Origin of the sequence: Corallococcus sp. AB032C (assembly GCF_003668935.1) — a bacterium.
GTDB classification, from domain to species: domain Bacteria; phylum Myxococcota; class Myxococcia; order Myxococcales; family Myxococcaceae; genus Corallococcus; species Corallococcus exiguus.
This window is the reverse complement of the sequence record NZ_RAWP01000011.1, coordinates 38,138-52,017: the sequence shown is the minus strand read 5'-3', so window position 1 is coordinate 52,017 and position 13,880 is coordinate 38,138. Positions and strand designations below refer to the sequence as shown.

At 71.6% G+C, this 13,880-nt stretch carries 3 protein-coding genes; all 3 read right to left on the bottom strand.

Annotated elements, in window-relative coordinates:
* Window positions 1-24: 24 nt before the first annotated feature.
* Genes D7X99_RS06980 through D7X99_RS06970 form a run of 3 tightly spaced genes read right to left on the bottom strand, consistent with a single transcriptional unit; the run spans window position 25 to window position 13,851 of the window.
* On the bottom strand, window positions 25-4,560 hold the full coding sequence (locus tag D7X99_RS06980; RefSeq protein WP_158626939.1) for a type I polyketide synthase: 4,536 nt from the start codon (window positions 4,558-4,560) through the stop codon (window positions 25-27).
* A complete protein-coding gene (locus D7X99_RS06975) occupies window positions 4,553-7,876 on the bottom strand; it encodes a non-ribosomal peptide synthetase (protein ID WP_121777129.1) in 3,324 nt (1,107 codons plus the stop codon). Before D7X99_RS06975 ends, D7X99_RS06980 begins: the two co-directional genes overlap by 8 nt.
* Before the next feature lie 2 nt (window positions 7,877-7,878).
* Window positions 7,879-13,851, bottom strand: a complete 5,973-nt coding sequence (locus tag D7X99_RS06970) for a type I polyketide synthase (protein ID WP_121777062.1) — start codon at window positions 13,849-13,851, stop codon at window positions 7,879-7,881.
* Window positions 13,852-13,880: the final 29 nt, after the last annotated feature.

Sequence of the window (13,880 nt, the reverse complement as noted above, 5' to 3'; positions counted from 1 at the left end):
GGGCCCGGCGTTGCTAGGGGGATTTCAGCTCTGCTCCAGCTCCGCGAGCATGGCTTCCAGGGCTTCGGGGTCGAGCTGACTGGCGCTCGCCTCCACGATGGCCACCGTCATCACCTCCACGGTGGGGGACTCGAAGAGGGCGCGCATGGACAGCTCGACCTGGAAGGCCTCGCGGATGCGCGACAGCAGCTGCACGCCCAGCAGCGAGTGGCCGCCCAGTTCGAAGAAGTTGTCGGTGATGCCCACCGACTCCAAGCCCAGCAGGTCCTGCCAGAGCGCGGCGACCTTCTCCTCGGTCTCGTCGCGCGGAGCGACGAAGGCGTTGGCCAGAGGGGGACGCGGGTGCTTGCCGCTGGCGCTTCCGCCCGCGCGGGAGGCGGAGGCACCGTCGCGAGCCACCTGACGCCGAGCCTCCAGTGACCCGAGCGACGCGAGGAAGCGTCCACCGGTGGGCTGGGTGAGCAGCGCGCGCAGGAGGCGGAAGCCCTCGGCGGGGGGGATGACGGCGTCGGGACGGAAGCCCTCACCCACACCCCACACGTCCCAGTCCACGGTGTACCAGCGGGTGCCGCCCAGCCGGGCCTGCCGTGCCGCCACCGCGTCCATGCCGGCGTGTGCCGCCGCCACCGCGCTGACCGCCATGCCGCCCAGCACCACGGTGAGCGAGGACTGCACGACGACGAAGTCCGGCTGCCGTGACGACAGGGCCTCCGCCAACTGCGTGAGGCCTCCGAAGCGGCCGGACAGCAGCGGGGTGGTGGCCTCCGGCGTGGCCTCGGCCACGGAGATGCGGGTGGCCATGCCGCCGTCGCCGGCCGCGTAGAAGACGCCGTCGATGCGGCCGAACTTCGTCTCCGCGACCTGGAGCGCCTTGTCGAGCTGACCGGGGACGCCCGCGTCCGCGCGCAGCGCAAGGACCTGTGCGCCCGAGCGTTCCAGCGCGCGCATGCGGTCAATGGCCTTGGACGTCGCGTCCTGGGCGTCATGGCCCGCGCGCCACGCGTCCCATTCGCCGGGGGCGGGGAGCGTGCGGCGCGACAGCAGCACGAGCTTCGGCTTCACCGCCTGCGTGAGCTGCTCCGCGAGCGCAAGGCCCACGCGGCCCAGGCCACCGACGATGACGTAGACCCCGCCGTCCTTGAGGCCGGCCTGTTCCGTGGGGGCCGGGACGTCGATGGTCTCGAACGCCTCGACGTGGCGGTACGGACCGCGCAGCGCGACCACGGGGTCCTTGCCGGTGGCGAGTTCCGTCACCATCCGCTCCAGCCACGGGCCCGACGCGGATTCGCCCGGCGCGGGCCAGGTGACGTCGACGGCGCGCACGGTGAGTCCGGGGTACTCCTGCGGCAGCACGCGGCTGGCACCGACTGCGGCCGCCTGCCAGGGCAGCAGCGGCTCTTCGCCCGTGACGTCCTGGGCGCCGGTGGTCACCACGTCCAGCGACACGGGCGTCTTCGCCGCGCCCGGGCCCACGGCCTTCGCCAGCGCGAGCAGCCCGTGGAACGACGTCGCGAGCCCAGACTCCAGGTCGCGCGGCTCCTTCACCAGCGGCCACAGGTAGGCGATATGCGCGGGCGTCCAGTCCTCACCGCGCAGACGCTCCAGGTGCTCGCCCAGCGCGTCCGGGGACGACGGGTCCACGGCGAAGCGCTTCGTCACCGGATCCGACGCGCCCTGTCCCGCGACGAGCGACACCACGTCCGCGCCTGCCTGGCGCAGCCGCTCCGACACGCGCGCGGCCACCGGCGTGTCCGCCTCCAGCACCAGCCAACGCTGGCCCGTGAGCGACGGCACCTGCGGTGACGCGCGCGTGCGCGGCCACGCGGGCACGGTCAGCTCCATGCCCTGCGTCGTCACGGTCCGCGCGGCGGCGGCGCGGGGCAGTGCGGGCGGCGGACCCTTGAGCAGGTCGTAGCGCTCGCGCTGGAAGGGGTAGGCGGGCAGGGGGATGCGGCGGCGGGCCTCGCCCTTGTAGATGCGGCCGGCGGTCGACTTCGCGCCCGCGAGCCACAGCTTCGCGAACGCGTCCGCGGCGTGCGTGAGCGCGTCCTGCTGGGCGTCGCGCGGCGCGGGCAGCGTCGAGAGGATGGCCGGGAAGGTGCCTTCGGGGGCGTTGCGGCGCACCAGCGTGGCCAGCGCGTTGCCGGGACCGACCTCCAGGAAGACGTGCTCGGGGTCGTTCAACAGCAACGTCGCCGAGTCCTGGAAGCGCACGGCGTCGCGCAGGTGACGGGCCCAGTACGCCGGGCTCACCGCGTCCTCGCGCGTCACCCATGTGCCGGTGACGTTGGACAGGTACAGGTCCTTCGGCTCCTTGCGCGAGACCTTCGCCACCGCCTGGCGGAACTCCTCCACGATGGGGTCCATCATGTGGGAGTGGAACGCGTGCGACGTGTGCAGCCGCGACACCTCCACCTTCTGCGCCTCCAGCTTCGCCTGGAGCGCGTCCACCGCGTCGGTGGGGCCCGCCACGACGGTGAAGCCCGGCGCGTTCACGGCGGCCACGGAGATGCGCGCGTCCATCAGCGGCGCCAGCGCCTCCGGCGTCATCCGCACGGACAACATGGAGCCCGAGGGCAGCGACTGCATCAGCCGGCCGCGCGTGGCCACCAGCGCCAGCGCGTCATCCAGGCTGAACACGCCGGACAAGCACGCGGCCACGTACTCACCGATGCTGTGGCCCACCATCGCCTGCGGCGTCACGCCCCACGACGCCCACAGCTTCGCGAGCGCGTACTCGATGACGAACAGCGAGGGCTGCGTAAGCGACGTCTGCTTGAGCTGCTCCGTCGCCTTCTCGCGCCCGTCCGCGGGCGGATAGAGCACGGTGCGCAGGTCCAGGCCCAGGTGCGGCTTGAGCTTCTCCGCGCAGGCGTCCACCTCCGTGCGGAAGACGGGCTCCTGCTCGTAGAGGCCCCGGCCCATGTCCACGTACTGCGAACCCTGGCCGGAGAAGAGGAACACCACCGGCCGGCGCGTGTTGGTGCCGGAGCCGCCCAACAGCCGCCGAGCGTCCCGCAGCGCCGCCTTCGCGTCCGCGACGTCCTTCACCACCACCGCGCGGCGGTGCTCGTGCGCGTGGCGTCCCACCTGGAGCGTGTAGGCCACGTCCGCCAGGGACACGTTCGGGTTCGCGTCCAGGTGCGCGGCCAGCCGCTCCGTCGCCGCGTCCAGCGCCGCGGGCGTGCGGGCGGACAGGGGCAGCACATGCCACGCGCGGCGCGACGGCGCGGGGGCGGCGCTCTTCGGGGCCTCCTCCAGGATGACGTGCGTGTTGGTGCCGCCGATGCCGAAGGCGCTCACGCCCGCGCGGCGCGGCCCGTTCGGGGACGTCCACGGCCGGGGCTGCGAGGGCACGAAGAAGGGGCCCGCGTCGAAGTCGATGACGGGGTTGGCCTGTTGGAAGTGGGGGCTCGCGGGAATCTCGCCGTGCTCCATGGCGAGCACCGTCTTCACCACGCCCGCGATGCCGGCCGCCGCGTCCAGGTGACCGATGGCCGCCTTGAGCGAGCCCAGCGCCACGCGCTTCTGGCCCGTCTCCTTGCCGCCGAAGGCCTGGTTGAGCGCGGCCACTTCAATCGGGTCGCCGAGCGGGGTGCCTGTCGCGTGGGCCTCCACGTACTGGATGTCGTCCGGCGTGACGCCGGAGATGGCGAGCGCCTCCGCGATGACCGCGGCCTGGCCCTCCACGCTGGGCGCGGTGAAGCCCACCTTGCCCGCGCCGTCGTTGTTCACCGCCGTGCCCAGCAGCACGCCGTGGATGGTGTCGCCGTCCTTCAGCGCGTCCGACAGACGCTTGAGTACGACCACCGCCGCGCCCGCGCCGCGCACGGTGCCGTTGGCCTTCGAGTCGAACGCGCGGCAATAGCCGTCCGGCGAGAAGATCATCCCCTCCTGGTAGAGGTAGCCCGCCGTCTGCGGGAAGGACACGGACGAGCCGCCCGCGAGCGCCATGTCGCTCTCGCCGGACAGCAGGCTCTGGCACGCCAGGTGGAGCGCCACCAGCGAGCTGGAGCACGCCGTCTGCACCGTCGCGGAGGGGCCGCGCAGGCCCAGCCGGTGGGACACGCGCGTGGCCACGTAGTCCTTGTCGTTGGCCAGCATCACGCCGAACGAACCGGCCGCGTCCATCAGGTCCGGCTGCCGCATCAGCGCGCGCAGCAGGTACGAGCTCAGGCTCACGCTCGCGTAGACGGCCACCGCGCCCTTGAAGCGCCCCGGGTCGTAGCCGGCGTTGTCCAGCGACTCCCACGCGCACTCCATGAAGATGCGCTGCTGGGGGTCCATCAGCTCCGCCTCGCGCGGACTGTAGCCGAAGAGGCCCGCGTCGAAGTCCGTCGCGCCCTCCAGCACGTAGCTGGAGCGCACCCACTGCGGATGGGCGCGCAGGGCCTGGGGAACGCCCGCGTCGTCCAGCTCCGCGTCCGTGGGCACGCGACGCGCGTCGCCACCACGGCGGAGCATCTCCCAGAAGCCCTCCAGCGTCCGCGCACCCGGGAAGCGGCCCGACAGGCCGACGATCGCGATGCGCTCCTCGCCACCATCCACTGCATCACTCATCCGCGTCTCCATCCGTTTCCACCCGACCGCGCGAGGCCCCCGCGCGGCGGTTGACCGTGCGTCGCGCCTCGGCACGGGAGCGGCCCGCCTGCGCCGCGTCCTCCGAGGGCGTGTCCTCCCGACGCGACAGCCGCGCCGCCAGTGCCCGCACGGTGGGGTACTGGAAGAGGTCCGTGAGCGCCAGCGTCACGCCCAGCTCCGCCGTCAGCCGGCGGTGGAGCTGGAGGGCGAGCAGCGAGTTGCCACCCAGCTCGAAGAAGGGGTCGTCCAGGCCCACCTGCTCCACGTGGAGCAGGTCCTTCCACGCCTGGGCGATTTGCTGCTCGATGGCCGTCCCCGGCGCCACGAAGGGCCGTGAAGGATCCGCGCCACCGGACTCCGGCGCGGGCAGCGCCTTGCGGTCCGCCTTGCCGTTGGGGCTGAGCGGCATGCGCTCCAGCACCACGATGTTGGACGGGACCATGTACTCGGGCAGCCGCTCCAGCAGGTAGGTGCGCAGCGCCGCGCCCTCCGGCTTCGCGTCCTTGCCGGTGACGTAGGCCACCAGCCGCTTCTGTCCCGGCCGGTCTTCGCGCGCGAGGACCACCGCCTGGCGCACCGTGGGGTGCTTCTCCAGCGAGGACTCAATCTCGCCCAGCTCGATGCGCAGGCCGCGGATCTTCACCTGGAAGTCCGCGCGGCCCAGGTATTCGATTTCTCCGTCCGGCAGCCACCGCGCCACGTCGCCCGTGCGGTACATGCGCGCGCCCGGCACCGTCGCGTACGGATCCGGGATGAAGCGCTCTGCCGTCAGCGAGGGCCGCGCCAGATAGCCGCGCCCCACCTGCACGCCGCCGATGTACAGCTCGCCCGCCGCGCCCTGGGGCACCGGCTGGAACTCCGCGTCCAGGATGCAAATCCGCGTGTTGTCCACCGGCCGGCCAATGGGCACGGAGCGGCGGCCGTCGTTCGCCTGGCACGCGTGGAACGTCACGTCCACCGCGGCCTCGGTGGGGCCGTAGAGGTTGTGGAGCCCCGCGCCGGGCAGCGTGCGCAGGCACAGTTCCTTCAGCTCCAGTGGCAGCGCTTCACCGCTGCACACCACGCGCTTCAGCGACGTGCACTCGGCCACGCCCGGCTCGTCCAGGAAGGCCTGGAGCATGGACGGCACGAAGTGCAGCGTGGTGACGGACGCGGAGGCAATCAGCGACTTGAGGTAGCCCGGGTCCTGGTGCCCGCCGGGCTTCGCGACCACCAGCTTCGCGCCCGTCATCAGCGGCCAGAAGAACTCCCAGACGGACACGTCGAAGCTGAACGGCGTCTTCTGGAGCACCACGTCCTGAGGCGTGAGCCGGTAGGCGGACTGCATCCACAGCAGGCGGTTCACCACCGGGCCGTGCGCGTTCATCGCGCCCTTGGGTCGGCCCGTGCTGCCAGACGTGAAGATGATGTACGCCAGCGAGTCCGGCGTGGCAGTGGGCGCGGGCGCGGTGGTGGGCTCGCGGGCAATCTCCTCCCAGCCCGTGTCCAGCTTCACCACCTTCGCATCCGACGCCGGCAGCCGCGCCAGGAGCCGCTCCTGCACCAGGAGCACCGGCGGACGCGCGTCGTCCAGCATCCAGCCCAAGCGCTCCTGCGGGTAGCCCGGATCCAGAGGGACGTAGGCGCCGCCCGCCTTCAGCGTGCCCAGCAGGCCCACCACCATCTCCAGCGAGCGCTCCACGCACAGGCCCACGCGGACTTCCGGTCCCACGCCGTGCTTGCGCAGCGCGTGCGCCAACTGGTTCGCGCGGGCGTCCAGCTCCCGGTAGGTGAGGCGGCTGCCCTCGAACTCCAGGGCGACGGCGTCTGGCGTGCGCGCCACCTGCGCCTCGATGAGCGACGTCAGCGTCGCGTCCTTCGGGTGCGTGACGGCGGTGTCGTTCCAGTCCTTCAGCACGCGCTGCCGCTCGGCGGAAGGCAGCAGCGGCAGGCGGGAGATGGGCAGGTCCGGCTGCGCGACGATGCCTTCGAGCAGCGTCAGGTAGTGGCCCAGCAGGCGCTCCGCGGTGGAGCGCTCGAACAGGTCGGTGCTGTACTCGGCGATGACGCGCAGGCCCTGCGGCAGGTCCACCAGCAGCAGGGACAGGTCGTACTTCGTCGTGCCGGTGTCCACCGGCTTCGCCTCCATCACCAGACCCGGGGCCTCCAGGGTCGGCATGGGCGCGTTCTGCAGGACGAACATCACCTGGAAGATGGGCGAGTGGCTGAGGTGCCGCTCCGGCTTGAGCGCGTCCACCAGCCGCTCGAAAGGGATGTCCTGGTGCGCGTACGCGTCCAGCGTGGACTCGTGCACTCGGTTCAGCAGCTCCTTGAACGTGGGCTTGCCGGACAGGTCCGAGCGCAGCGCCAGCATGTTCACGAACAGGCCGATGAGCCCCTCCACCTCCGCGCGCGGACGGCCCGCGATGGGCGTGCCCACCACGATGTCGTCCTGGCCGGTGTAGCGGGACAGGAGCACGTTGAAGGCGGACAGCAGCGTGACGAAGAGCGTGCGTCCCTCGCGCTGGCCCAACGCCTTGAGCGCCTGGGTGAGGGCAGGGGACAGGTGCATCACCTGCCGCTCGCCCTTGGAGCTCATCAGCGCCGGACGCGGCTTGTCCTGGGGCAGCTCCAGCAGCGCGTTGGGGTTGAGGCGGTTCTTCCAGTAGGTGAGCTGGCGCTCCAGCTCCGCGCCCTGGAGCCACTCCTTCTGCCACGCCGCCCAGTCCGCGTACTGCAGGGGCAGGGGCTTGAGCGGCGAGGGCTGGCCCTCCAGGCACGCGCGGTACAGCACGGCCAGTTCGTGCACGAGCACGCCCATGGACCAACCGTCGGAGACGATGTGGTGCTGATCCACCAGCAGCACCTGCTCTCCGTTGCCCAGGAGCATCAGCACCGCGCGCAGCAGCGGCCCCTGCTCCAGGCTGAACGGCTGCTGCGCGAGCGTGACCACGCGCCGCTGGGCCTCAGCCTCGCGCTCGGTCACCGGCAGCCCCTGGAGGTCCATCACCTCCAACGGCACCTCGCCCGTGGACGCGATGACCTGCGCGCCGCCGCCTTCGCGCTCCTGGAAGGTGGTGCGCAGCGTGTCGTGCCGCTCCACCAGCAGGGCCAGGGCGCGGCGCAGCGCGTCCGTGTCCACGGTGCCGCTCAGGCGCACCGCGGTGGGCATGTGGAAGGCCGCGCTGCCGGGGCTCCACTTGTCCAGGAACCACATCCGCTCCTGCGCGAAGGACAGGGGCGCCTGCTTCGAGGCAGGGCGCGACTTGTCCTTCAGGAGCTGCGCCAGGCGTGCTCGCTTCTCTTCGGGCGTCATGTTCAGGCCGCGTCCTCGCTGCTGCTGCTGTCACCACCGTCACCGCCGCCCGCGTCTTCCAGCACCGCGAGCAGCTCCGCCACCTGTTCGTCCGACAGCTGGTCCATGTTCTCCAGCAGCTTCTCCGCTTCCGCCGCGGACACCTTCTGCTTCGCGGCGGGCGTGACCACCGGCGGCGCGGTCACCAGGGGCTGCGCGGGCGTGGCGCCCTCCACGGAGTAGCCCAGCCGCTCAATCACCGCGTGGGTGGAGGCGTCGAAGGGGCGGGGCCATTTGATCCGCTTCCAGGACTCGCCCATCTTCTTCTCGATGCCCTGGTGCTGGAGGATGTTCGGATCCCCCAGGCCGCCCATCATGCGGTCCTTCTTGCCGTCGTACGGCTGGACCATGCGCTCGTCGAACTCGAGCCCCAGGAACCGGGCCACGCCGGTCATCACCTTCGTGGGGTCCGCGACCAGGTCCTCGTAGCGCACCCAGTGGCAGCGCTCGCGGCCGATGCCGTCGAAGAAGTTGAGCAGGTTCCGGTTGGACAGGGCCCACACCGTCTCCGCCACCACGTAGGGGTCCACGTCCGCGTCGCCGAAGAGGCCGGCGGCGAAGAGGCGGTCGAAGCGCATCCGGAGGATGGACTCCATCACCGGGAGCGGGTGGCGGTAGAGGTAGATGTACTTGTTGCCCTCGAACATCCGCTCCGCGCGCTCCAGCGTCTCCACGTCCATGGCGTACGTGGGCGTCTTGTCCACGAGCAGCCGGGGCGAGGACTTCTCCTGGAGGCGGCGGTAGACGTCCTGCGCGGACAGGTCATCCGCGACCAGCCGGTCCACCAGCGCGGCGCCGGCGGGCGAGTCCAGCTTCTCCAGCTCCATGAGCGCCCACTGCAGGCCGCCCGTGGTCCACTCCATCTCACTGCCGAAGCCGATGTTCTCGCGCCACTCGCGCATGCCCTCGAAGAAGAGCAGGTTCACTTCCGGCGGGCAGAACAGCCGCGGGTGTCCCGCGAGCATCACGCGGAACAGCGTGGAGCCCGCGCGCGGGCTGGAGTGCACGAACACCATGGGCGGGTTCTTCTTCGCCTTGTTGGTGCGCTGCATGCCGGACGTCTGGGCTCGATAAGGCTTGAGCGGGTACGCGGACAGCGGCTTGTTCTCCGCGAAGCGCTGCGGGTCCTGCAGGCGGTCCATCTCCACCAGCAGGTACTTGGACAGCTCCGGGATGGACGGGTGCGCCTGCACCTCGTGCGGGTAGAGCTGGAACTTGAAGTCCTGCCGCAGGTCGTACTCCAGCTCCGCGCCCAGCGCGTGCAGGTCGTAGCCCTTGAGGCTGCCGTCGGCGGGCAGCTTGTCCAGCGGGATGCGCAGCCCTTCGGAGATGTGGTGGCGCAGGTACTCGGTGAGCAGGGCGGGGCGCTCGGTGGGGAACGCGGTGCGCAGGCGCTCCGCGATGGGCTTCTCCGTGGAGGCCGCGCGCTTGCCCAGCTCCTGCTCCACGCGCCCGGCGACGCCCGCGACGGTGGGCGTCTCGAAGAGGCCGCGCAGCGACAGGTCCACCTTCAGCACCGCGTGGATGTGGTTGCGCAGCTGCGTGGCCAGCAGCGAGTGGCCGCCCAGCTCGAAGAAATTGTCGTGGATGCCGATGCCGCCGATTCCCAGCACCTGCTCCCAGATGCCCGCGACGGTCTTCTCCAGCTCCGTGCGAGGCGCGGCGTAGGGCGTGAGGATGGAGGGCCGCGCGTGCTTGTTGCCCTTCGCCGCGTCCTTCTTGCCCTTCTCCGTCTTCGCGGCACGAGGCCCCTGACGGCGGCGCGCGGCCAGGTCACCGGTGGAGACAGCCAGCCGGCCGCTCTCGCCATGCGACAGCGCGCGGCGCAGCGCCTCCAGGCCTTCGGCGGGCTGGATGGCGAACTGGGCCAGCGTGGGGGACAGCTCCGCCATGGCCTGCGCGTCCGCGAACTGCCACGCGTCCCAGTCCACGCTCAGCCACGGGTAGGCGAAGCCCTCCGTGCGCGCTTCCGCGAAGGCGTCCATGAAGGCGCTGGCGGAGGCCTGCGCCACCTGGCCCAGGCCGCCCAGCACGGACGACAGCGACGACACGAGGAGGCAGAACGTGGGGCCTTCCTTCGGGAGCACCTCTTCCAGCACCCGCACGCCGTGCACCTGCGGGCGGAAGTGCCAGGCGCACTCGTCCGGGCCCGTCTCCGCGATGGTGCCCAGCGTGGCGCCCTGCATGCCGCCCGCCGCGTGGATGACGCCGTCGATGCGGCCGAAGCGCGCCACCGCCGCGTCCACCACGCCGCGCATGGACTCCACCTCGGTGAGGGACGCCGGCAGCACCAGCATCTCCACGCCCGTGCGCTCCAGGGCCAGCGCGCGCTGGATGCGGCGGGACACCGCGTCCTGCACGCCGTGCTTCTCCACCCACGCCGTCCACTGGCCGCGGCTGGGGAAGTCCGCCGTCTCCACCAAAGTCAGCTTCGCGTGGTGCACCGTGGCCAGCTCGGACGCCAGGGCATGGCCGATGCCGGTGAGGCCGTCCGTGATGAGGTACGCGCCACCGTCGCGCAGCACCTCCGCGCCGGCCGCCTCCAGCCGCACGGGCTCGAAGGTCTGCACCCAGCGCTGGCGGCCACGCAGGGCCACCACCGCGTCACGCGGTTCGGCGCGCAGCTCCGCGGTCAGCCGGTCCGCCACCGCGCTTGCGTCGCCGGGCACCACGTCCACGAAGCGGCACGCCAGGTTCGGGTACTCCTGCGGCAGCACGCGCGAGGGGCCCACCAGCAGGGCCTGCTCCGGCAGCTGCGCGTCCGCCTGCTCCACGCGGGCGGAGCGGCTGGTCACCACGGACCAGGTGAGCGGCTCGATGTGGCCCGTGTCGCCCAGGGCGCGAGCGAGGAACAGCTGGCTGTGGAAGCCCAGGTCCAGCGACTTCTCCTGGGACACAGGCTCGCGCGACAGGCTCCACAGGTGCACCACGTTGGAGAACGCGCGGCCCTGCTTCTTCAGCGCCTCCAGCACCGCGCAGAAGTCCTCGCGGCGCGCCGGGTCCACCGTGAACGTGCCGTCCGGACGCTGCTCGAAGCGCGCGCCGGGGACGACGCGGAAGACGTCTCCCTCCAGCTTCGGCGCCAGGGCCTCCGCCACGCCGGTGTCGTCCGCGAGCACCAGCCAGCCCGCGCCCGCCGCGTCCTTCGCCTTGGGCAGCGGGGACAGCTTCCACGACGGCGCGTAGAACCAGTCCGCCACGTCCGAGCGCTTCGCCAGCGACGCGGGCGCGTCCGTACGGGCCCCGCCGCCCAGCGGCTTCGCGTCGATCCAGTAGCGCTCGCGCTGGAAGGGGTAGGTGGGCAGCGGCACGCGGCGGCGCTGCTCGTTGCCCGCGAAGCCCTTCCAGTCCACCGTCACGCCGCCCAGCCACAACCGGCCCAGCGCGCCCAGGAGCACCTGGAGGTCCGGCGCCTGCTCGCGCGGGTGACGCGTGGAGGAGATGAGTACGCGCGCTTCCGCGCCCGGCTGCTGCTTCGCCAGCGTGGTGAGCACCGTGCCGGGGCCCACCTCCAGCAGCGCTGCCTGCGGCCACTTGCGGGACAGCTCCTGGAGGCCCACGGAGAAGCGCACGGCCTGACGCAGGTGCGTGGCCCAGTAGCCCGGGTCGGTCGCCTGCGCCGCTTCAATCCAGGTGCCCGTCACGTTGGACAGGAAGGGCAGGGTGGGCGCGTTGAGCTTCACGTGGCGCACGCGCTCGGTGAAGGGCGCGAGGATGGGGTCCATCATCGCGGAGTGGAACGCGTGCGACGTGTGCAGCCGCGACACCTCCACGCCCTGCGCCTCCAGCTTCGCCTGGAGCGCGTCCACCGCGTCGGTGGGACCGGCCACGACGGTGAAGCCCGGCGCGTTCACGGCCGCCACGCTGACGTTCGCGGGGAGCATCGGTTTGAGCGCGGACTCGTCCAGCTTCGCGGACAGCATGGCGCCCGAGGGCAGCCCCTGCATCAGCTTGCCGCGCGCGGCCACCAGCGACAGCGCGTCGTCCAGGCTGAACACGCCCGCGAGGCACGCGGCCACGTACTCACCGATGCTGTGCCCCAGCATCGCGGAGGGCTTCACGCCCCACGCCATCCACAGCTTCGCCATCGCGTACTCCAAGGCGAAGAGCGCGGGCTGCGTCAATTCCGTGCGCGTCAGCGCCTGCGTCGCCGCTTCCGCCTTGGATGCATCCGGGAAGAGGACCGTGCGCAGGTCCAGGCCCAGGTGCGGCGTCAGCTTGTCCGCGCACGCGTCCAGGTGCCGCTTGAAGGTCGGCTCGGACGCGTACAGGTCGCGCGCCATGCCCACGTACTGCGAGCCCTGGCCGGGGAACAGGAAGGCCACCGGCCGCTCATGCACGTCCGGCGTGTTCGTCCACTGGCGGGGGCTGTTCTCCACCTCCAGCGCGGCGAGCGCGTCGTCGCGGTCGCGGCACACCAGCACGCGCCGCTTCGCCATGGCCTGACGGCCCGCCTGGAGCGTGAAGGCCACGTCTGACAGCGCCTGCGCGGGGTGCGCCTTCATATGCGCGGCCAGGTTCTTCGTTGCCGCATCCAGCGCCGCGTCGCTCTTCGCGGACAGCACCAGCAGCTGCGCGGGCCGGGACGCGCCGGACGCGGGAAGGACAGGCGCCTCTTCCAACACGATGTGCGCGTTCGTGCCGCCCACGCCGAAGGAGCTCACGCCCGCGCGGCGCGGATGCTTGGGGTTCGCCTGCCAGTCGGTGAGCTTCGTGTTGACGAAGAACGGGCCGCCCGCGAACGGAATCTCCGGGTTCACCTCCGTCACGTGGAGGCTGGGAGGAATCTGCCGCTGCTCCAGCGTCAGCACGGCCTTGATGAGGCTGGACACGCCGGCCGCGTTGGCCAGGTGGCCGATGTTGCTCTTGAGCGAGCCCACCGGAATCCTGGGCGGGTTCGCCTTCGCCGCCGCCGAGCGGAACTTGAACGCCTTGTTGAGCGCGCGCACCTCGATGGGGTCACCCATCTTCGTGCCGGTGCCGTGCGCTTCCAGGTAGCCGATGGTCTCCGGCGCCACGCCCGCCGCGCCCAGGGCCTCGGTGATGACGGTGGCCTGGCCTTCCACGCTGGGGGCGGTGAAGCCCACCTTCAGCGCGCCGTCGTTGTTGATGGCGCTGCCCTTGATGATGGCGTGGATGTGGTCGCCGTCTTCAATGGCGTCCGCCAGCCGCTTGAGCACCACCACGCCCACGCCGCTGCCGAACACCGTGCCCTCCGCCTTCGCGTCGAACGCGCGGCAGTGGCCGTCCGGGGACACGATGCCGCCGGGCACGAAGGGGTAGCCCTCCGGGTGCTTCACGTGGACGGACACGCCACCGGCCAGGGCCAGGTCGCACTCCTCGTTCAGGAGGCTCTGGCAGGCCGCGTGCGTGGCCACGAGCGACGTGGAGCACGCGCTGGTGATGGAGTAGCTGGGGCCGCGCAGGTTGAGCTTGTACGCGACGCGGGTGGCCAGGAAGTCGCCGCCGTTGTTCACGTCGATCTGCACCTGGTCCATGCCGCTCAACTGGTCGAAGTTGGGGACCAGGTGGAACACCAGGTACGTGTTGGTGGCCGCGCCCGCGAACACGCCGATGGAGCCGTCGAAGCCCTCCGGCGTGTGGCCTGCCTTCTCCATCGCCTCCCACGCGCACTCCAGGAAGACGCGGTGCTGCGGGTCCATCAGCTCCGCCTCGCGGGGCGTGAAGCCAAAGAAGCCCGCGTCGAACAGCTCCATTCCGGCGAGCGCGGCGCTGGCCTTCACGTGGCGCGGGTCCTTGCGAAGGACGGGGTCCACGCCCAGCTTCTCCAGCTCCGCGTCGGGGACGGGCTGGATGGACTCCACGCCGTCACGCAGGTTCTTCCAGAAGGAGTCCAGGTCGGGAGCGCCGGGGAAACGTCCGGCCATGCCGACGATGGCGATGGCCTGCGCGTCGATGTTCGATTCAGCGGACATGGGGTGTGCTCGGGCGGCGAAAGGTGGGG